Consider the following 22,711-nt stretch of genomic DNA (forward strand, 5'->3'; position numbering starts at 1 on the left):
TTCCCATAAAATTCCACAAAATTAAAAATTATACCTATTTTTTATTTAATTTGCGATAAAATTCAATATATTAAACATGGTTTCAATCACACGCCTTTTTGATTTTCCCTATTATCAACAAGAAACTTATAACCTTCCAGTTGCTTTGGCAACTAAAAAAAATGGAGTCTGGGAAAAAACATCTAGCCAAGAATATATTGCAAAAGCAAATGCAGTTTCGAGAGCATTATTGAGAATGGGCATTCAGAAAGATGACAAAATTGCCCTGATTACATCAAACAACCGCACCGAATGGAATATCATGGATATTGGTATTCTACAAACTGGCGCGCAAACTGTTCCTATTTATCCAACAATTTCTGAAGAAGATTACGAATACATATTAAATCATAGCGGCAGTATGTACTGCTTTGTTTCTGATGAAGAGGTGCTTCGCAAAGTAAACCTTATCAAAGCAAATGTACCAACATTAAAAGAAGTATATTCTTTTGATGAAATCCCGGGTTGCAAACACTGGACAGATTTATTGTTGGCAGGTGAAGACGAAAGCAATCAAAGCGAAGTTGAAGCGCGAAAAGAAAGTATTCAAACAGACGATTTAGCAACTATTATTTATACTTCTGGAACAACAGGAAGACCAAAAGGCGTTATGCTTTCGCACAAAAACATTGTTTCAAATGTTTTAGACAGTGCTCCAAGAATTCCGTTTGATCCAGGAAAAAGCACTGCTTTGAGCTTCTTGCCTATCTGCCATATTTTTGAAAGAATGATTTTGTACATCTATCAATATTATGGTGTTTCGGTTTATTTTGGAGAATCAATTGACAAAATAAGTGATAACTTAAAAGAAGTACGTCCAACTGTAATTACAGCTGTACCAAGGCTTTTAGAGAAAGTTTACGATAAAATTTACGCAAAAGGAGCTGAATTAACTGGCATCAAGAAAAAACTGTTTTTCTGGGCTATTGATTTAGGTTTGAAATACGAGCCATACGGAGCCAATGGAGCTTGGTATGAGTTCCAATTAAAAATTGCTCGAAAACTGATTTTCAGCAAATGGAAAGAAGGTTTGGGAGGAAATTTAGATTTGATGGTTTCTGGAAGTGCCGCTTTACAGCCACGTTTGACTAGAGTTTTTGCTGCTGCAGAAATTCCGGTTATGGAAGGCTACGGTTTATCTGAAACTTCTCCGGTAATTGCAGTAAACGATCAAAGAAACAGAGGTTTCAAAATTGGAACTGTTGGAAAAGTAATTCGCAATGTAGAAGTTAAAATTGCCGAAGATGGAGAAATTCTTTGCAAAGGACCAAACGTAATGCTAGGTTATTACAAAGATCCAGAAAAAACAGCTGAAGCTTTACAAGATGGTTATTTCCACACGGGAGATATTGGAGAAATCGACAGCGAAGGTTTCTTGAAAATCACCGACCGTAAAAAAGAAATGTTCAAGACTTCTGGAGGTAAATATATCGCGCCACAAATGATCGAAAATGCTATGAAACAGTCTCGTTTTATTGAGCAGATTATGGTTATTGGCGAAGGAGAAAAAATGCCAGGCGCTTTTATTCAGCCTAATTTTGAATTTGTAAAAGAATGGGCAAAAATTCATAAAATAACTTTAGGAAGCACTGACAAAGAAATCAGTGAAAATCCAGACGTTATTAAACGTATCGATGAAGAAGTAGAAAGCATAAACAAGAAATTTGGGCACTGGGAACAAGTGAAACGATTTGAGCTTACTCCAGATGTTTGGTCGATTGACGGCGGACAGCTTACTCCTACCCTAAAATTAAAACGTAAAATCATTAAAGAAATCTACAAAGATCTTTACGCTAAAATCTATGGTCATAATTAAAATTCCAAAATAGTTAACCAAAGGAAAAGGCTGTCTTTATCGAGACAGCCTTTTTTTGTATTAAAAACAGGTATTTCTACTTTGAATATCAATTTATAAATCCTTTATTTTTGATTTATCCTAAATACAAAACCATGCCTTGGACAGTCCTTGAACAATTATGGAAATGTGCTGTTGATCCTAAAAATGCTGATTTGAGCAATTCAAACTGGAACAACGAAATTAAAACTCTATATCTGTTAGGTATTGGCATGGAAGATGCTTTACAGTTTTTACATTCAGAAAAACCAGATTTTGAATCTTTTAAAGCATGGATTTACAGTAGAAAACAAGATGCTGTTGCCGAAACTGACGATTTAACAGAAAATGTTTTATCTGAAGAAGATATTAAATTCTGGAATCAAAATGGTTATATAGTAGTTAAAAATGCAATCTCAAAAGAAGCTTGCGAAAACACACAAAAAGCCATTTGGGAATATTTGAAAATGGATCCTGAAAACCAAGAAAGCTGGTACAATCGTCATGAAAATCAAAAAGGGCTTATGCTTAATTTTTCTAATCACGAAACTTTAAACCAAAACCGCTTTTCTCCAAGAGTTAAAAAAGCATATGAACAGCTCTATAAAACCTCTAAAATTTACAAAACAATTGACAAGGTAAGTTTCAATCCGCCTGAAACAGAGAATTTTAATTTTCTGGGAAGTCCACTTCATTGGGATATGAGTTTAAAAAAGCCTTTAACTTTTGGTCTGCAGGGATTGCTTTACTTAACCGATTGTGGGCCAAATGATGGTGCTTTTCATTGTGTTCCGGGTTTTCATAACCAAATTGATCAATGGCTTGACGAACTTGAGCCTTATGAAAATCCAAGAGAGAAAGCATTGCAGACATTGCAACCAAAACCAATTACGGGACAAGCTGGAGATTTTATTATTTGGAATCAAGCACTTCCGCACTGCGCTACCCCAAACAAAGGAAAAAAACCGCGAATGGTTCAATATCTTACGTATCTTCCAGATGATTATAATACAGCTGGAGAGTGGATTTAAACCATTCTAGTTTTTCAGACACCAATTCAAAATCTTAGCGATATTTTTAGCATCGTCAATGCCTCTGTGATGCGTTCCTTCCAACGGAATATTAAGCAGTGCCAAAGCACCATTCATTCCGGTTGGTTTTACCAAACCAAATTTTTCGGCAAAATGAGTTTTTACATTAATATGTTCATCTCCCATTGGATATGAAATACCGAACGATTTACACTGCTTTTTAAGCATATTCAAATCGTATTGACCGTAACTTGCCCAAGTATATAAATCGGGATTGTATTGATCGATTAACAAATCAACAGCTTCTTCAAAACTAACGCCGTTTTCATCCAGTAAATCCTGAGTTATTGTTGTCAATTCTGTACAAAACGTACTTACGTTTGAGCGTTGCGGTTTTATTAATATTCCTTTATTCTTGGAAATTTCGCCGGTTTCAGTATCTAATACGGCCAAACCAATTTCAATAATTTCATTTTCCTGACCCTTCGGGACTACGCCTTGCCAACATGTGGCTTCTAAATCGATAATAATAATTTTATCTGTTGTTTTCATTTTTTTAAATTTTTAATAATTATGTGTGTTTAACCGCAAAGAGCGCAAAGGTTTACGCAAAGGAACGCTAAGATTTTTTCTCTCGCAGATCAAGCAGATTTCAGCAGATTTTTTTAATAATCCTTTTAATCCTTCAATCTGTGGCTAAAAACTTTGCGTCTTTGCGACTTTGCGAGATTTTTTAAACGCAAGGAGCGCTAAGGTTTACGCAAAGGAACGCTAAGATTAGTTTCTCGCAGATTCAGCAGATTCAGCAGATTTTTTTAATAATCCTTTTAATCCTTCAATCTGTGGCTAAAAACTTTGCGTCTTTGCGACTTTGCGAGATTTTTTAAACGCAAGGAGCGCTAAGGTTTACGCAAAGGAACGCTAAGATTTGTTTCGCGCAGATTGAGCAGATTTGAGCATATTTTTTTAATAATCCTTTTAATCCTTCAATCTGTGGCTAAAAACTTTGCGTCTTTGCGACTTTGCGAGATTTTTTAACCGCAAGGAGCGCTAAGGTTTACGCAAAGGAACGCTAAGATTTGTTTCGCGCAGATTGAGCAGATTTGAGCATATTTTTTTAATAATCCTTTTAGTCCTTCAATCGGTGGCTAAAAACTTTGCGTCTTTGCGACTTTGCGAGATTTTTTAAACGCAAGGAGCGCTAAGGTTTACGCAAAGGAACGCTAAGATTAGTTTCTCGCAGATTCAGCAGATTTAGCAGATTTTTTTAATAATCCTTCTAATCTGTGAAATCTGTGGCAAAAAAACTTTGTCTCCTAGTTCCGATAGTTATCGGGATTGTGGTAAAAGCCCTAGAAAAAGAAACTTTTAAAATCTCGGAAGAAGTTTCCTTTCTTAGACTTTTTTTCAGCGCTCTTCTTTTCGAAAAAAGCTTTCGCTTTCTCTATTCTTTCTTTTGGTTTTGCTTTCTCAGTTTTAGAATTTTCGTAAAACTTTTTGAAAGGACGCAATTCAAAATCAACCAAAATTGCAGCCATATTGATAGCGTCAATGTTTGACGGATCTGTTTCGCCTTTGAAGAACGTTTCGATAGGTCGGAACTTATCTTTTTTCTCCTTAAACTTATTCTTTTTGGTGTGATCGAAATCTAAGCCCAAAAGATTACTGAAGACATTCAAGTCATCCTTTGTTGGGTTATTTTCGAAAATCAACCAGCACAAATCACGAAGTTTTCCACGAGAAGGTTGGTACAAATAATCAAAGTATTTCCCTTCTTTTTCGATTTCGTATTTTTTTCTAATTGCGTTTTTATATTGTTGTAATGTATTGTTTTGCATGGTATTTTGATTTTGTAATTCTTGGGAATCTCAGGAAATCGAAGGCTTTTCTAAGAAAACCCATATCACAAAACTTCAAAAGCACCAATGCTTTACCAGAGAAATATCTCTAAATGATATATATAATTTTCCTAAAATTCACCTTTCCATTCCATAGGTTAATAAGCTCTAAATCCATTTTTCCGCTCGAGGCAAATGGAGGCTCATTAAATTCCACTTTATCTGTTTGACCACTATAGTCTGACCTAAGTCCTATTTTTTGATTCATCCTTATTTTTTTTAGTTTCTGAGAGACTAAGATGCTAAGCTTCTAAGCTTTTTCTTGTAGCACTTTGTTTCTTTGTCACTTTGTTTCTTTGTTCCTTTTTCACTTGCCGTTAAGGCATAAAAAAAGCACCCAATTAAAGGTGCTTCATAACAGATACGATATAACTATCCTATTGCTTATATTGATGCACCGACATGTAAAAGCTTTCACGACTTGAAATCGAGGCTGCTAATCCTGGGTTGTGTATGTATAATTTAAAACTCATTTTATTTATTTTTTATAATTGTTGTTGTTGTTATTATTTTTTATTGTTATTGCTATTGTTATTGCAATTTGTTTCAATTTTGTTGGGCAAAGATATGATGAAAAAAATCATACTTCCAAATATTTTTTAAGATTATTTTTCTGATTATCAAATAGTTAATATAAAATAAAAGCAAAGAAATTCCTGTCCGCATACTGGTGCAGATTTATCTTTTTAGCAAATGACTGTAGCTCATCAGATTACTTTCCAAGACTATATCTTTCTATTTTTATTAATCATTAAACATTTTGGTCAATTATTTTTTTAGTTTTTTTAGTTATGGTTTGGTTTTCTATCATTTTGAACATTTTTTTGTCACACTGAGCGAAGTCGAAACATCTTTTTTGTCACACTGAGCGAAGTCCAAGTGGCTCCAAAACAAAAAAAGCGTCCTGAAATGAGGACGCTTTTCTGTTTTATGATGAGTTTGACTCTAAATTTTATATTTCAATTTCACAAAAACACACACGCATCCTGAGCTTACAGCTGGAGAATCTCCGGCTAAAGTTTCAAAATTTTGGTTTGCTGAAAGTATCATTTGTGTTTTTATTGTTTTTAATTACAGATACAAATGTAGTATATTTTGTGATAATTTAACATATATTGGTTAAAATAAAATTTTTATAACAAATGCTATGAGTTGATATTTATAAGGTTTATTGATGTGATTGTTCTCAGATTCACTATTAAGGCTCGAATTACTTTTCATCATGTGCACGAGCGGGACGCTCGCGCCAGCAAGGGAAATAACTTATATTTTTTTTAGTTAGAATCCATATTTTTCTTCACGTTTTTTAAAAGCTTCTCTTCCTCCTTCAACTATATCGGCAATATGCTCTCTAATTCCCATACTTTTCAAAAGATCTTCCTCAGTTTCAATTTTGACAAAAGAATTCTCTAAAGCTCCATTTATATAATCAAATTGATATGGACTACTTGACTTTGTATCATTTTGACCTATTTGATTAGCTATAATTATATTTTCAGCATCAGCATTTACAACTATATTAGGATTGTGCGTAACTAAAATAATTTGTCTCTCTAATTTTTTATTCTTTAAATAGTCAACTAAATCTTTTGATACCGAACGATTATCAAGATTATCTTCGGGTTGATCAATAAGGATCGGTGCTTTAGATTTGCTAAGTCCTATAATTAACATTAAAATTACAAAACTAGCCTTTCCTGACGACATCTTTCCTAATTTATCTCCTTTATATTCAATCTCCCAATAATCAAAGAAATAGTCATTCAATAATACTTTAATTGCATGTGGTTTTGTAATATTTTTTAATAATTTATATTCATCATTCTCTATTTTAAAGAACATATCTTTTAAATCTTTCATCAAAATCTGAACATCAAAATCATCTAAAGCTTTTTTAGATTCATCACAGATATCAAATTCCATATAGGATTTTGAACCTCCATGACTTATTTCCAACATATAATTTCTAAACTTAGAAAAATTAAATTTTTCTAGTCCTTTTATATCTAATTGATCCTTTTTTAAATCTTCTACTCGTGGTCTCAGATTGTGCAAAACACTTAAATATTGATTAAAGGTCTCTTGATAAAGATCAAATAACTTTGTTTTCTCTTCTGCCAAAGCTCTTTCGTATTCTTTAATTTCCTTGTTTAATTGAATAATTGCATTTAGACTTTTCTTGTCTTCATTAATAGATTCCTCCAACGTCTTTATTATCTTTTCAGTTACTTTATTTTTGTTCAAAGGTTCTAATTCTTTCTCTTTTGCTTCTTTTTCTTTTATCTTATGAGATAATAATTGTCTAAAAAGATTATCATTTTTAAATAAAGTCTTTCCATTATCATCTTGCGTAGTTTCATAAGAAATAATAAAATTATTTATGGAATTTATTAAATCATCCAATTTAACATATTGGCTTTCAAACTCTGCTTTAAGTTCAGGATTTTCGAGAGACAACTGAATTATATCTTTTTGTCTCTTTAATTCACTAAGTACTTTTTCCGATTCAAAATTAAATTTTACTATTTTTTTATAATCATTTCTAATTTTCTCAATTTCAAGATTTATCGCTTCTAAATCTTTTTGAAGCAATTCATATTGTTTTATTTGTGAATCATTTAAACCAATACTTTTATTTAACTCCGTTATTTTTTCAGAATTTCTTTTTATATTTTGTTCTAATACATCTTTATTGTTTTTAACTTTTAATGTTTTCTCTAAATCTGTTATACTATCTTTAATATTGAAATAACTGTCAATAATTCTTTCCCTCTCCTTATCATGTGCTTTGACAGTTTGTATAAATACATCTTCATATTGATAAAATGAATTTTCATCTTCAATAATTAAATCTCTAATTACTTTATTTAAAGCCCTCCCCTTTTTATTAACTTCAGGTTCAGCAAGTTTGATTAAATAATTTTGAGGTAAATATTTTATATCTGGCAGTACACTATTTTCAGAACTATCCCTAAACATCAATTGAGAGATATTTCCTTTCGTCTTTATTTCAAAATTAAAGGAATCATCATATTCTCTAAAATCATATTTATTTTCGATATTCTCATTTTTAAAAAAAATTATATCTGGGTGTAGAGTTTTTGCTATGTTATAAAGTAAGATTGACTTACCAGATGATTTACCACCAACAATAACATTTAAATTTTTGTTTAACTTTATAGGTAAAGGAGTGAATCTATCGTCCGAGGTAATAAATCTAACTTCATCAATAACAAGTTTATCTTCTTTAAAATCAGGTTCATTTTCTTGAATTCTAACTCTTTGTGTTGGTTCAAAAATAATTTGTTTTAATCCTTCAAATGTTGGATCAGCTTTTATCCAAGTCGCTTTTTTAGAAGGAAATTTTCCATAATCCGAATACTTATGCGCATCACTCCCCGCAACACAAGGCTTTGGTTTACTTCCTAACGTTTTGAAAAAATTTTCAAAAAAAGCCTTATTTTCCTCTGTCAATTTTCCACCAATTAAATCAATGTTAGTTTGATCTCTCGATTCAAATATATCAGCAGTTTGCATAAAATAGTTATCAGCATGAGGATACTTTTTCCAGTCCAACTCTAACAATCCATCGCTAGTATCGTACGGTAAAAAAACAAAACCTGATGCACTTGGAATTTGCTTAAAAGCATCATGAAGTGATTCTTTTGTTATTTCAGCCGTTTGTGAACCTAATAATAAAAGTTTATCATCATCTAAAGTTTTAGGATCCTCAAAACTATGATGTTTTGCTTTACTAGCATCTAAACTTTTAGCTAATTGAATTAATGAATCGTCTGAAAGTTTTTTATTTATTGATCTAATATATAATTCAGACTTAAAATCAATCAATTGTTGTCTTGATAATTTATCTGAAAGTATAAAGTGAATATTTAATCTGTAACTAGTTGGGCTTTCAACGCGAAGTTCCATACCAGGCAAAACTGTTTTTTTAAGTTCATCAGGATTTTTAATTAAATAATCTTGAAGTTCTAAATACCAATCAAATGTCCAATAATCCATCAAACAAAAAACTGCAACATCACTTTCATTAATTATTTTAATAAAATTTTTAATCTCAGCATTAATTTCTTCTTTAGACATTTCTTTATACTTTTTTGTTCCTGTCCAATAAAATGATGCTGGAGTGTGAATATGCAAATCCCATTTTCTCCATTCTGAACCTCGATTACTCATAATTATTTTATTTTATGTTAGTTAGCTTATGTTCTATTTAAAAATCTAGTCATCAAAAATGCATAAAATTCAAGTAGCTATTTTACGGTTTTCCATAAACACAGAAATTGAACAACTCTCAAATATATATAAACAAAAAACTCTCAAACCAAGTACAAACACCTGATTTAAAAGCCAACAAATAATCTTTATAAATTAAAACCTAAATCCCAAAAAAGCTCTTAGTATTTTTAGTCGTCTCCTCCGCTACCTTATCTAAAGTAATTCCTTTAAACTGTGCAATTGTTCCGGCAACATACGGCAGAAAAGCAGGTTCGCAACGGCGTTCGTGGTATTTATTCAAGAGACTGTTCGGGACATTTTTAGGAAGCATAAACGGCGCATCGGTTTCAATCATCATTCGGTCGAGCGGTACGTACTGAATCACTTCTTTTAAATGACTATAACGTTTGGCATCTGAAATCGCTCCCGTAAAACCCAAATAAAATCCGTTATCGAGATAGGTTTTGGCTTCTTGCAATGTTCCCGTAAAACAATGTACAACGGCTTTTGGCAATTGCGGTAAATAGTCTTTCGTGATATTCATAAAAGAATTGAAAGCGCTTCTTTCGTGCAAAAACAAAGGTTTCTGAACTTCGATCGCCAATTCTAATTGGGCTTTATAACATTCTTCCTGTTTGTTTCGGGGCGAAAAATCACGATCAAAATCGAGTCCGCATTCGCCAACCGAAACCACGTTTTTCAGTTCTAATAATTTCCTGAGTTTCGAAATACTCTGCGCATCAAAACTTTTCGCATCATGAGGGTGTATGCCCGCCGTCGAATATAATATTCCCGGATATTGTTTTGCGATTTCTAATGAAGTTTCGCTGTTTCGTACGCTTGTTCCCGTTAGGATCATTTGCGATACATCGGCGTCGAGCGCGTCTTGTACGACATCGTCTATGTCGTTTTGGAATTGTTTGTTGGTTAAATTAATTCCGATATCTATATATGTTTTCATGTTTTTGTTTTTTGCCACTAAGGCACTAAGACACAAAGTTTTTTTCTTTGGTCTGGTTATTATTTTATTAATCTCGCAATCCCGATAGTTATCGGGAGCAGAGTCGCTAAGTTTTTTTTAGCCACAGATTATTAAGATTAAAAGGATTATTTTAAAATCTGTTGAATCTGCAAAATCTGCGTGAAAAAATTCTTTGCGAACCTTGCGTAAATCTTAGCGAACTTTGCGGTTAAAATTATCATAAAGCGTTAGACGCACTGCCGTGCGCCTCTACACTGAAAACTGCGACCGCGACTGAACACTAAAAATCAATCCTCACGGCTTCCGTCATCAGCCATTCTCACTAATTTCGGTGTAAACTTCGCTATAACATCCACTAAATCCTGTTGTGCTTCCATCACCTGATTGATATCTTTATACGCCATTGGGGCTTCGTCCAGACCAGCTCCGATAAGCGTAACGCCATGATCTTTCAGAATCGATTTCATTTCGTTTTGTGTGATGTTTTTTATCGCTTGGGTTCTGCTCATTTGTCTTCCTGCTCCATGCGAAGCCGAATTAATGGCGTTCTCCTCGCCTTTTCCTCTCACCAAAAATCCCGGTGCGGTCATACTTCCCGGAATGATTCCCATAACGCCTTTTCCGGCTGGGGTTGCTCCTTTTCTATGTACGATCACTTCTTCGCCGTTCCAGATTTCTTTCCAGGCAAAATTATGGTGGTTTTCGACTTTGGCTAAAATCGTCGCACCCAAAGCACGTTCCATTTTGTTATGGATAATCTCGTGACAAGCCGAAGCGTAATCTCCCGCCAAATTCATCGCCAGCCAGTATTCCTGACCTAATTGCGAATTCATATCTAAATATGCTAAGTTTTTTGCTACTTCTGGAAGTTTACACTCATCTTTGGCGATTTTAGTATAATGTCCCGCAATTGTTGCTCCCATTCCGCGTGAACCGGAATGCGTTAACAAAGTGACGTATTTTCCTTTTGGGATATTCAAAACCGCATCGTCTTGCGCAAATTCCATGATTCCGAATTCCACAAAGTGATTTCCACCGCCTGAAGATCCTAATTGCGACCAGGCTTTATCTTTCAATTTCTTCACAAACGGATTCATATTGAAAGTTTCGTTCTCCAAAACCGCATGATCTGATTTGTACTGACCGTGAAATCCGTGACCTGCTCCAAAAATAGAATTCGCGATTAATTCTTTTTTGAATTTTGCTTCGTTTTCAAAGTAAAAATCTTCGGGAATATCATAGACCGACAACGCCATTCTACATCCAATATCAACTCCAACACCATACGGAATAATGGCATTTTTTGTGGCTAAAACGCCGCCAATTGGTAATCCGTAACCTTGGTGCGCGTCCGGCATTAAAGCTCCGGCAACTGTAACAGGCAATTTCATGGCAACTTCCATTTGTTTTCTAGCTCCGTCTTCAATATGATCCAATCCGTAAGCCGAATACGCATTTGGATTTTCATTTAAAGCGATGAAATCTTCTGGTTTTTCATTCGATTTTTCGATTAAAGCCACAGCCAGTTTGCTGAAGATTTTATCGTCGATATAATTTTCTGGAGTTTCTAAGACGTTTTTATAATGAGCAATCATTTCGTCACGTTTAAATCCGTGTCTTTTGCTGTTTATTTTTAAGGCAATTCCAATTATTTTTCCTTCTGGAAATCCTAATTCTAATATATCTGTTCCGTTTATTTGTGTTTTCATTTTTTTGTTTTTAAGAGACATTGCCAAGCGTAGGCATATTTCTCGCAAAGTCGCTAAGACGCAAAGTTTTTATTTATTAACACGCCGTTTGTCATTTCGACGTAAGGAGAAATCTTCGCAAGTAACTCCGCAATCAAAATCGCCAATCTTTGTAGAGTTTCTCGTAGAGATTTCTCGTTCCTCGAAATGACAAACTTTGTGTTTAAACCTAGCAATGCCTCATAAATTTACATTATTTAAATAGCGTCTAATTAATATGCTTTAAAAATTAAATTATTAATTCGTTTTAACATTACAAAGATTTCAAAACCACTACGCAATTATTTTGCGCAGTAAAAAAAGAATTTTAAATTTGAGTAAAAAACAAAATGAATTTAAAGGAAATTTATTCTGAATTACTCTCAAAAATTGGCTTTTCGGCAAATGAAATTCAGCAAAACTGGTTGGATTTAGAAAAGGCATATTCCCATAAATCAAGGCATTATCACAATCTCACGCATTTAAAAGAAATGATTGCCAGTTTTGAAACGTATCGCGGTAAACTTCAAAATCCGAATGAAATAATATTTTCTATTTTTTATCATGATTTTGTTTATTCGGCTTCTAAAAAAGATAACGAACTCAAAAGTGCTGAATATGCTTTATCTATATTACCAAAAAATAGCGATCTGAATAAACAATTAGTTTTTGATGCGATCTGCGCAACACAACAGCATCAGCAAAATGAAATTGAAGACATTAATTGGTTAATCGATTTTGATTTGAAAATCCTCGCTAAAGATTGGGAAGATTATAAAATCTATTTTGAACAAATTCGGAAAGAATATCGCATTTATCCTGATTTTCTATACAAACCCGGACGCGCAAAAGCGTTGAAACATTTTCTGGAAAATGAGTTTATTTTTCAAACGGATGAGTTTAGGAGTTTGTATGAAGAAAAAGCTCGGGCTAATATTGAAAAAGAGATTGCATTATTAACGTAAATGCGTGAGGGATTGAGGCGGTATCCTTTTGTGAAATGAAATGGAACAAAAGATATAGCCGAAAGCCCGACCCGCCTTTTTCGGCGGGGCACGCCCAAAATATACAACGCAGAATTAATCTCGCAAAGACGCGAAGTCGCAAAGTTTTTTATTTTTTGCCACAGATTAAAGGATTAAAATGATTAAAAAAAATCTGCCAAATCTGCCAAATCTGCGGGAAACAAAAACTTAGTGCCCTCGCGCCTTTGTGGCAAAACAAAAACAATGTCACAAAACAAAAACGCCTTAATACGCTACAAAACCATCGACAAATGTCTTCAGAATAAATACCGGCAATGGACATTAGAAGATTTAATCGAATGTTGTTCTGAAGCTTTATTTGAATACGAAGGACGACCAAATCCAATCAGCAAGCGAACCATTCAAATGGATATTCAACTCATGCGAAGTGAAAAATTGGGTTATAATGCGCCAATCGTGGTTTACGATAAAAAGTATTATAAATATGAAGACGAAGATTTTTCGATAACCGATATTCCGCTGACGGAAACCGACATGAATGTTTTGACCGAAACTGTTTCGATGTTAAAGCAATTTAAAGATTTCTCTTTATTCAATGATGTATCGGATATTCTACAGCGATTGGAAGATAAAATCTATGCCGAGAAATCGCATACCAAACCTGTTATTTATTTGGATAAAAACGAAAAATTAAAAGGGCTTCATTACCTGGATGAAATTTATCAGGCGATTATCAAGAAAATGGTTCTAATTATTACTTACAAATCTTTTAAATCTGCTGAAGAAACGAAATTTCATTTTCATCCATTTATATTAAAGGAGTTTAATAATCGCTGGTTTTTGATTGGAAAGAGAAAAGAATCGCAACCCATTACTAATTTGGCATTAGATAGAATTATTTCAATTGATTACGATTTCAACCTTCCTTATATAGAAGAAGATTTTGATGCAGATACTTATTATAAGAATGTAATTGGTGTTACTGTCAATTCAGGTTTGCAACCAAGGCGAATTGAACTTTGGGTTGATGCCAAAAATGCTCCTTATGTACTTACAAAACCTTTGCATTCGTCACAACGCTTAATTAAGGAAAATGAAGATCAAAGCATTATTGTTCATATTTTTCTTTTGCCTAATTATGAAATGGAACGCATTCTCTTAGGCTTTGGAGACGGAATCGAAGTGCTCCGACCCGATTATTTAAGAAATCGGATGAAAATGATTCTGCAAAAGGCACTTAATAAATATGAAACCGAAAATAAATCCGAAATAAATCCGTAATTCATTACAGAAAACTGAAATAAAGCTGTTTTAAAAACGAGAAACCCTTTTTTAAAGCATGAAAAATGTTAAAATCTCAAAAAAGAATAGTATATTTCAGTTAAAATTTAACCGCAAAACCCTAGAAACCAAAGACATTTTTTAATTAACCAAAAATTTATTTAAAAATAATATGCATGCATAGTATTTTTTAATTATATTTGAAATCGATATAGTTACTATGAAAGATAAAACGATAGATTATATTTTGAGAGCAACATGGCAAGCTGTTTCAAGAATGTATAATGAAGAAGCTGCAAAGTATGATGCCACAATGGCCACAGGATTTGCGCTTTTGAGCATGGACAAAGAAGAAGGAACGCCATCAACTGCTTTAGGGCCTAGAATGGGCATGGAAGCAACAAGCTTGACCAGAACCTTAAAATCTATGGAAGAAAAAGGCTTGATTGTTCGCAAAAAAAATCCAAGCGACGGAAGAGGCGTTTTGATCTATCTGACCGAATTTGGAAAAGAAAAAAGAGATTTATCTAAAAATACAGTTCTGAAATTTAATGAATCGGTAAGAAAACATGTTTCGGACGAAAAGCTGAATCATTTTATCGAAGTTGCTGAAATCATCAACGAGTTAATTCAGGACAAAAACATATTTAATCAAACAGAAAACGCAGAAAACGAATAGTATTTCATAAGATCAGAAATAATTCAAAAACTGCAAAAAAACAAACAAGTAACAAATTATGAAACGCACAATTAAAAAAGTTGCTGTAATTGGATCCGGAATTATGGGTTCAGGTATAGCTTGTCATTTTGCCAACATTGGTGTTGAAGTTTTACTGCTTGACATCGTGCCTCGCGAGTTGACAGAAGCTGAAGCTAAAAAAGGATTAACGCTTGAAAGCAAAGCCGTTCGCAACCGTGTGGTAAATGACCATTTGGCGAACTCATTAAAATCAAAACCATCTCCTATTTACAGTCAGAAATTCGCCAACAGAATTACGACTGGAAATACTACAGATGACATGGCAAAAATTGCTAATGTTGATTGGATTATCGAGGTTGTTGTAGAGCGTTTGGACATTAAGAAATTAGTTTTTGAACAAATCGACAAATTTCGTAAACCGGGAACTTTGGTTACTTCGAACACTTCTGGTATTCCAATTCATTTTATGAGTGAAGGAAGAAGCGAAGATTTTCAACAGCATTTCTGTGGAACACACTTTTTTAACCCTGCGCGTTACTTAAAATTATTTGAAATCATTCCTGGCCCAAAAACTTCAAAAGAAGTATTGGATTTCTTAAACGATTACGGATCTAAATTCTTAGGAAAAACTTCGGTTGTTGCTAAAGATACTCCAGCGTTTATTGGAAACAGAATTGGTATTTACGGAATCCAAAGTTTATTCCACCTTGTAAAAGAAATGGGATTGACTATCGAAGAAGTTGATAAATTGACAGGACCAGTTATCGGTCGTCCAAAATCAGCTACTTTCCGTACGGTTGACGTTGTTGGTTTAGATACTTTGGTACACGTTGCCAATGGTATTTACGAAAACTGCCCGAACGACGAACAACACGAATTGTTCAAACTTCCTGATTTCATCAACAAAATGATGGAGAATAACTGGTTAGGAAGTAAAACGGGACAAGGTTTCTATAAAAAAGTAGATAAAGATATTCTTTCTTTAGACTTAGATACATTAGAATATAGAGCGGCAAAAAAAGCAAATTTTGCAACTTTAGAATTAACTAAAACTATCGACAAACCAATCAATCGTTTTAAAGTTTTAGTAAAAGGAACTGATAAAGCAGGTGAATTCTACCGTAAAAGTTTCGCTGGAATGTTCGCTTACGTTTCAAACAGAGTTCCTGAAATCACAGACGAATTCTACAAAATTGACGACGCTATGAAAGCTGGTTTCGGATGGGAAAATGGTCCATTCGAAATCTGGGATGCTATTGGTGTTGAAAAAGGAATTGAAATCATGAAAGCGGAAGGTTTAGAGCCTGCTGCATGGGTAAACGAAATGTTAGCTTCTGGAAGCAAGAGTTTTTATACTGTAAAAGAAGGAGCAACTTATTTCTATAACATTCCAACAAAATCACAAGAAAAGGTTCCTGGACAAGATTCATTTATTATTCTGAACAACATTCGCGAAAGCAAAAAAGTTTGGAGCAATAGTGGAGCCATCATTCAGGATTTAGGAGACGGAATCTTAAACTTAGAATTCCAGTCTAAAATGAATACAATTGGTGGTGATGTACTTCAAGCCATCAATAAAGCAATCGACTTATCTGAAAAAGAATATCAAGGTTTAGTTATTGGTAACCAAGCGGCGAATTTCTCTGTTGGAGCTAATATCGGAATGATTTTCATGATGGCTGTTGAGCAGGAATATGACGAATTGAACATGGCAATTAAATTATTCCAAGACACCATGATGCGTGTTCGTTACTCTTCTATTCCAGTTGTGGTTGCCCCTCACGGAATGACTTTTGGCGGTGGATGCGAAATGAGCTTACATGCTGATAAAGTAGTTGCTGCAGCAGAAACGTATATGGGATTAGTTGAATTTGGTGTTGGAGTTATCCCTGGTGGTGGTGGTTCTAAAGAAATGACTTTAAGAGCTTCAGATTTATTCCGCAAAAACGACGTGGAATTGAACGTTCTTCAAGAGTATTTCTTGACAATTGCAATGGCTAAAGTTTCGACTTCTGGTTATGAAGCCTTTGATACTGGACTTTTACAACACGGAAAAGATGTTATCGTAGTAAACAAAGATCGCCAGATCGCTGAAGCTAAAAAACATGCATTGTTAATGGCTGAAGCGGGTTATACACAACCAATCAGAAGAAACGATATTAAAGTTTTAGGAAAACAAGCTTTGGGTATGTTTTTAGTTGGAACAGATCAAATGCAAGCTGGAAAATACATTTCTGAGCACGACAAGAAAATCGCAAACAAACTGGCTTATGTAATGGCTGGAGGTGATTTATCTGAAGCAACTTTAGTATCTGAACAATATTTATTAGATATCGAACGTGAAGCTTTCTTGAGTTTATGTACAGAAAGAAAAACTCTGGAGCGTATTCAATATATGTTAACTAAAGGAAAACCACTTCGTAATTAGTATTGAGTATTAAGATTTGAGTATTAAGATTAAAACAATTATGCATCAATTTGAAAAGTTGAAAATCTGGCAAAAGGCTATGGATATTGTAGAAAACGTCTACAAAGTTTGTGCAGAATTACCCTCAGATGAAAAATTTAACTTAATAAGTCAAATAAAAAGATGTGCAGTATCTATCCCTTCAAATATAGCTGAAGGTTCTGGTAGAAATTCTAATAATGAGTTTGCTCATTTTTTAGGAATTGCAAATGGTTCAACTTATGAATTAATCACTCAATTAATGATTTCAAAACGTTTGAAATTAATAGCTGAAGAAAAAATATCAACTATAATAAATCAATTAGTAGAAGTCAGCAACATGAATTTTGCGCTTCAAAGATCTCTAAAAAAATAATAACTATATCGATTGGCAGTCTTAATACTTAATACACCAATCTTAATACATTTTATAAATGAAAACAGCATATATAGTAAAAGCATATAGAACAGCAGTTGGAAAAGCTCCAAAAGGTGTTTTTAGATTTAAAAGACCTGATGAATTAGCAGCTGAAACCATTCAGTTTATGATGGACGAACTGCCTGATTTTGATAAAAAACGCATCGATGACGTTATGGTAGGAAACGCCATGCCGGAAGCAGAACAAGGTCTTAACGTTGGACGTTTGATCTCTTTAATGGGATTAAAAGTAGAAGACGTTCCTGGTGTAACAGTAAACCGTTATTGTGCATCTGGATTAGAAACTATCGGAATGGCAACTGCTAAAATCCAGTCAGGAATGGCAGATTGTATCATTGCGGGTGGTGCTGAAAGTATGAGTTATATCCCGATGGGAGGTTACAAACCAACTCCAGATTATAAAGTTGCTGCTGCAGGTCACGAAGATTACTATTGGGGAATGGGTTTAACTGCTGAAGCGGTGGCTAACCAATACAAAATCTCAAGAGAAGATCAGGATGAGTTTGCTTACAACTCTCACATGAAAGCTTTGAAAGCACAAGCAGAAGGAAAATTCGACAAACAAATCGTTCCTATTACTGTTGAGCAGACTTTCATCAATGAAAATGGTAAAAAAGAAACAAAATCATACGTTGTTAACAAAGACGAAGGACCAAGAGCTGGAACTTCTAAAGAAGCTTTAGCAGGTTTAAGACCCGTTTTTGCTGCTGACGGAAGTGTAACAGCAGGTAACTCTTCTCAAATGAGCGACGGTGCAGCATTCGTTTTAATCATGAGTGAGGACATGGTTAAAGAATTAAATCTTGAGCCAATTGCCAGATTAGTAAACTTTGCTTCTTCTGGTGTTGAGCCAAGAATTATGGGAATCGGTCCTGTAAAAGCAATTCCGAAAGCCTTAAAACAAGCGGGATTAACATTAAACGATATTGAGTTAATTGAGTTAAACGAGGCTTTTGCTTCACAAGCTTTAGCAGTTACTCGCGAGTTAAACATTAACCCAGAAATCGTAAACGTAAACGGTGGAGCGATCGCTTTAGGTCACCCTCTAGGATGTACAGGAGCAAAACTTTCTGTTCAGTTATTCGACGAAATGAAACGCAGAGGTAATAAATACGGAATCGTGAGTATGTGTGTGGGGACTGGACAAGGTTCTGCAGGGATTTACGAGGTATTGTAAGGAAGTATTCTCTCCTATTTGTCATTTCGACGAAGGAGAAATCACACTAGTAATTCGACAAAGTAGCCATCTAGTTTGTCATTCCGAGGAACGAGGAATCTCCGCGACAATTTTCTGCAAAGTTTGTCAATCGTTGTAGAGCTACTTGCGGAGATTTCTCCTTCGTCAAAATGACAAGATTGAGGAATAAGCATAAATAAAAAGATACTAAAACAACAAAAAAATAAAAGTCATGAGCGACAAAACAAGAGGAGGTCAATTCCTAGTTAAAGAAACAAAATGCGAAGATATCTTCACACCAGAAGATTTCTCGGAAGAGCAGTTAATGATGCGTGACTCTGTAAAAGAGTTCGTTGACAAAGAATTATGGGCGCATAAAGATCGTTTTGAGAAAAAAGATTACGCTTACACAGAAGCTTCTATGCGTAAAGCTGGAGAACTTGGACTTCTTGGAGTTGCGGTTCCAGAAGAATACGGCGGATTAGGAATGGGATTTGTTTCTACAATGTTAGTTTGTGACTACATTTCTGGAGCAACAGGTTCTTTCTCAACTGCTTTTGGTGCTCACACCGGAATTGGAACTATGCCAATTACACTTTACGGTACTGAAGAACAAAAGAAAAAATACGTTCCGCTATTAGCTTCTGGAGAATGGTTTGGAGCTTACTGTTTAACTGAGCCAGGCGCAGGATCTGATGCTAACTCAGGAAAAACTAAAGCAGTTTTATCTGAAGACGGAAAGTACTACTCTATTACAGGACAAAAAATGTGGATTTCGAATGCAGGTTTCTGTAGCGTTTTCATTGTTTTTGCTCGTATTGGAGATGATAAAAATATTACAGGTTTCATCGTAGAAAACGATCCTTCAAACGGAATTTCTATGAATGAAGAAGAGCATAAATTAGGAATCCGTGCTTCTTCTACTCGTCAGGTTTTCTTCAACGAAACAAAAGTTCCAGTTGAAAACATGTTGTCTGAAAGAGGAAACGGTTTCAAGATCGCAATGAATGCTTTAAATGTTGGTCGTATTAAACTTGCTGCTGCTTGTTTGGATGCTCAAAGAAGAGTTACTTCTGGAGCTGTAAAATATGCTAACGAAAGAATTCAGTTCAATACTTCTATTTCATCTTTTGGAGCTATCCGTGCTAAATTAGCTGAAATGGCAACTAACGCTTATGCTGGAGAAAGTGCTTCTTACCGTGCTGCAAAAGATATCGAAGACAGAATCGCTGCTCGTGAAGCGGAAGGAACTTCTCATCAAGAAGCTGAATTAAAAGGTGTTGAAGAATATGCTATCGAATGTTCTATCTTGAAAGTTGCAGTTTCTGAAGACGTTCAATCTTGTTCTGACGAGGGAATTCAGATTTTTGGTGGAATGGGATTCTCTGAAGACACTCCTATGGAAAGTGCTTGGAGAGATGCTCGTATCGCTCGTATCTATGAAGGAACAAACGAAATCAACAGAATGCTTTCTGTAGGTATGTTGATTAAAAAAGCAATGAAAGGACACGTTGATTTACTTGGGCCAGCAATGAAAGTTCAAGAGGAATTAATGGGAATTCCATCTTTTGATACTCCAGATTTCTCAGAATTATTCTCTGAAGAAAAAGGAATCATCGCTAACTTGAAAAAAGTTTTCTTAATGGTTGCCGGAAGCGCTGTTCAAAAATATGGTCCTGAATTAGATGCTCACCAACAATTGTTAATGGCAGCTTCTGATATCCTGATCGAAATCTACATGGCTGAAAGTACAATTTTGAGAACTGAAAAATTAGCAAAAGCTCAAGGCGAAGAAAAAGTTCAGGAGCAAATCGCTATGGCAAAATTATACTTATACAAAGCGGTTGATATCGTAAACTTAAGAGGAAAAGAAGGAATCGCTTCTTTCGCTGAAGGTGACGAACAACGCATGATGTTAATGGGACTTAAACGTTTCACAAAATACACTAATCTGCCAAATGTTGTGGCACTTAGAGAAAAAATTGCAGGAAAATTAGTTGCAGAGAACACTTATTGCTTCTAATATAAAAATAGTTTTTAGCTTTTAATTTGTTTAAGCCCGCGCAAGTCCGAAAATGCGCGGGCTTATTTTTTTGTTTTCATCTGAAAGACAGAACCTGAAAACGCAATATTTTTGCAGTAATTTGCAAATAATTCGTTAAAATTCAAATTAAAACGTTTTAGTATAGTTAAATATTAAATTCATTCCAGTATATTTAGCATTCTAAAAAACTAAAATATGAAACAACTTAACCTAATTACAATTTTATTTTTTCTGGTGCTATCCACAAATTCATTTGCACAGAAAAACAAAAAACTGGACATTATCGCTTATTACACAGGCGATTCTAATCTTATTGATCAGTACGAAGTCAATAAATTGGACCAAATTATATTCAGCTTTTGCCATTTAAGAGATGGTAAATTAAGCGTTGATTCTCCAAAAGATTCTTTAACGATTAAACACCTAGTTTCTTTAAAAGCAAAAAATCCGCAATTGAAAATTATTCTTTCGCTTGGCGGATGGGGTGGTTGCGAACCTTGTTCTGCTGCTTTTTCAACTGCTGAAGGTCGTTTGAAATTTGCAAAATCAGTAAAAGAAGTAAGTGATTATTTTAAAGTTGATGGTTTAGATTTAGATTGGGAATATCCTTCAATCGAAGGTCTTCCAGGACATTTGTATCAAGCTGCTGACAAACCAAATTTTACTGATCTTCTTAAAATTTTGCGTTCAACATTAGGAAAAAAATACGAATTGAGTTTTGCTGCAGGAGGTTTTCAAAAATGTTTGGATGAATCTATAGACTGGAAAGGTGTTGCGCCATATGTAAATCGCATCAATATTATGAGCTACGATTTGGTAAACGGATATTCTAAAGTTACTGGACATCATACACCATTATACAGCACAAATCCGAAAGAAGAATCAACCGACAGAGCAGTTACTTATTTAATAAAACAAGGAGTTCCTGCAGAAAAATTAGTTATAGGAGGCGCTTTTTATACCAGAACATGGAAAAATGTAGAAAATATCAATAATGGTTTGTATCAAGCTGGAGAACACACCCAAGGAGTTGATTTTAAAAACTTTGACACTACTTATACAGAAGCAAATGGCTGGAAATATTTCTGGGATGATAAAGCAAAAGCACCTTATTGGTACAATGCTCAAACCAAAACCTTTGCAACATCAGATGATCTTAAATCGATAAAAGCCAAATCAGAATATGCAAAACAAAAAAAACTGGGAGGCATTATGTTTTGGGAACTTACATTAGATAAAACGCATGACGGAATGGTTAACGCTATTTACGAAGTTATAAAAGCAAAATAGTTTTAAAATAATAAAACGGCAGTTATTTCAAAAATAGCTGCCGTTTTTTTTATTTGGGAAGATTCTCTAAAAAATTGTTTATTGAACCTTTGTTTTATCCAATTCTCCTATAAACGGAATTGCTTCTAAAATTTCGCTTCGGATGATTGTTTGCAAATAAACTTCAAGCTGAATAAACTTTGCCGCATTTATAGCACCAATTGCTTTCTTTGCTTGATTATATGTCTTTTCATATAATTTTTCATAAGCGATATGATTCTTTAAAGTTCCTTTTGCCAATTCATCGGCTTTGGCATCTGTCAAGGTTGCATAATTGGCGGCATAATCATTAATAAGCTGAAATTTTGTTTGGCCTAAAGCTTTACGCTCCGTTTCGTAATTATCATAAACTTTGGTAAAAGCCGCAGCTTGAGTATCTGACAAATTCATATACTGTTTTACTAAATCACTTTTAGATTTTCCGTAAAGACTTTGCAATACTTCAACATCTTCTTTAAATGAAGACTGCGCATGAACTGAAAACGTGGCAATGGCCATAATAAAAATAAGACTTAACTTTTTCATAGTTTTTGATTTTTAATTTGTTCTTAAATAATTATGC

Annotated in this window: 16 protein-coding genes; 10 read left to right on the forward strand and 6 right to left on the reverse strand. The window is 34.2% G+C overall.

Annotated features, from left to right (window positions below):
* The first annotated feature begins 76 nt into the window (after positions 1-76).
* Positions 77-1,855, forward strand: coding sequence for an AMP-dependent synthetase/ligase (locus SCB73_RS00210; protein ID WP_320568196.1), 1,779 nt, complete (start codon positions 77-79; stop codon positions 1,853-1,855).
* 134 nt (positions 1,856-1,989) lie between these two features.
* A complete protein-coding gene (locus SCB73_RS00215) occupies positions 1,990-2,904 on the forward strand; it encodes a phytanoyl-CoA dioxygenase family protein (protein WP_320568197.1) in 915 nt (304 codons plus the stop codon).
* Between the two features lie 6 nt (positions 2,905-2,910).
* Here SCB73_RS00215 and SCB73_RS00220 read toward each other — a convergent pair whose 3' ends face one another.
* The 5 genes from SCB73_RS00220 to SCB73_RS00240 all read right to left on the reverse strand — a co-directional run bounded on the left by SCB73_RS00220 (position 2,911) and on the right by SCB73_RS00240 (position 11,729).
* Complete coding sequence (locus SCB73_RS00220) at positions 2,911-3,456, reverse strand: 3'-5' exonuclease (RefSeq protein WP_320568198.1); 546 nt, start codon at positions 3,454-3,456, stop codon at positions 2,911-2,913.
* An 800-nt stretch (positions 3,457-4,256) separates the two neighbouring features.
* On the reverse strand, positions 4,257-4,742 hold the full coding sequence (locus SCB73_RS00225) for a hypothetical protein (protein WP_320568199.1): 486 nt from the start codon (positions 4,740-4,742) through the stop codon (positions 4,257-4,259).
* 1,338 nt (positions 4,743-6,080) lie between these two features.
* Complete coding sequence (locus tag SCB73_RS00230) at positions 6,081-8,996, reverse strand: TrlF family AAA-like ATPase (RefSeq protein ID WP_320568200.1); 2,916 nt, start codon at positions 8,994-8,996, stop codon at positions 6,081-6,083.
* Positions 8,997-9,198: 202 nt separating this feature from the next.
* Positions 9,199-9,999, reverse strand: coding sequence for a TatD family hydrolase (locus SCB73_RS00235; RefSeq protein WP_320568201.1), 801 nt, complete (start codon positions 9,997-9,999; stop codon positions 9,199-9,201).
* 308 nt (positions 10,000-10,307) lie between these two features.
* Positions 10,308-11,729, reverse strand: a complete 1,422-nt coding sequence (locus SCB73_RS00240; protein WP_320568202.1) for an RtcB family protein — start codon at positions 11,727-11,729, stop codon at positions 10,308-10,310.
* 368 nt (positions 11,730-12,097) lie between these two features.
* Between SCB73_RS00240 and SCB73_RS00245 the strand changes: the two genes are divergently transcribed.
* The 8 genes from SCB73_RS00245 to SCB73_RS00280 all read left to right on the forward strand — a co-directional run bounded on the left by SCB73_RS00245 (position 12,098) and on the right by SCB73_RS00280 (position 22,110).
* Positions 12,098-12,712, forward strand: a complete 615-nt coding sequence (locus SCB73_RS00245; protein ID WP_320568203.1) for an HD domain-containing protein — start codon at positions 12,098-12,100, stop codon at positions 12,710-12,712.
* Positions 12,713-12,976: 264 nt separating this feature from the next.
* Positions 12,977-14,014 carry a helix-turn-helix transcriptional regulator gene (locus SCB73_RS00250; protein ID WP_320568204.1) on the forward strand — a complete coding sequence of 346 codons (1,038 nt, stop codon included), beginning with the start codon at positions 12,977-12,979 and terminating at the stop codon, positions 14,012-14,014.
* 220 nt (positions 14,015-14,234) lie between these two features.
* Positions 14,235-14,693, forward strand: a complete 459-nt coding sequence (locus SCB73_RS00255) for a MarR family winged helix-turn-helix transcriptional regulator (protein ID WP_320568205.1) — start codon at positions 14,235-14,237, stop codon at positions 14,691-14,693.
* Positions 14,694-14,751: 58 nt separating this feature from the next.
* Entirely contained in the window at positions 14,752-17,142 is a 2,391-nt protein-coding gene (locus SCB73_RS00260) for a 3-hydroxyacyl-CoA dehydrogenase/enoyl-CoA hydratase family protein (protein ID WP_320568206.1), read from the forward strand.
* 40 nt (positions 17,143-17,182) lie between these two features.
* The gene (locus SCB73_RS00265; protein ID WP_320568207.1) at positions 17,183-17,536 is read left to right on the forward strand and encodes a four helix bundle protein; all 354 of its coding nucleotides are present in this window, start codon (positions 17,183-17,185) and stop codon (positions 17,534-17,536) included.
* Positions 17,537-17,594: 58 nt separating this feature from the next.
* Positions 17,595-18,776 carry a thiolase family protein gene (locus SCB73_RS00270; RefSeq protein WP_320568208.1) on the forward strand — a complete coding sequence of 394 codons (1,182 nt, stop codon included), beginning with the start codon at positions 17,595-17,597 and terminating at the stop codon, positions 18,774-18,776.
* Positions 18,777-19,008: 232 nt separating this feature from the next.
* The gene (locus tag SCB73_RS00275; protein WP_320568209.1) at positions 19,009-20,799 is read left to right on the forward strand and encodes an acyl-CoA dehydrogenase family protein; all 1,791 of its coding nucleotides are present in this window, start codon (positions 19,009-19,011) and stop codon (positions 20,797-20,799) included.
* Positions 20,800-21,015: 216 nt separating this feature from the next.
* The gene (locus tag SCB73_RS00280) at positions 21,016-22,110 is read left to right on the forward strand and encodes a glycoside hydrolase family 18 protein (RefSeq protein ID WP_320568210.1); all 1,095 of its coding nucleotides are present in this window, start codon (positions 21,016-21,018) and stop codon (positions 22,108-22,110) included.
* A 78-nt stretch (positions 22,111-22,188) separates the two neighbouring features.
* On the opposite strand, the gene SCB73_RS00285 is transcribed toward SCB73_RS00280, so the two are convergent.
* Complete coding sequence (locus SCB73_RS00285; protein WP_132989919.1) at positions 22,189-22,674, reverse strand: hypothetical protein; 486 nt, start codon at positions 22,672-22,674, stop codon at positions 22,189-22,191.
* Between the last annotated feature and the right edge of the window lie 37 nt (positions 22,675-22,711).

Origin of the sequence: Flavobacterium sp. KACC 22761 (assembly GCF_034058155.1) — a bacterium.
Taxonomy (GTDB): domain Bacteria; phylum Bacteroidota; class Bacteroidia; order Flavobacteriales; family Flavobacteriaceae; genus Flavobacterium.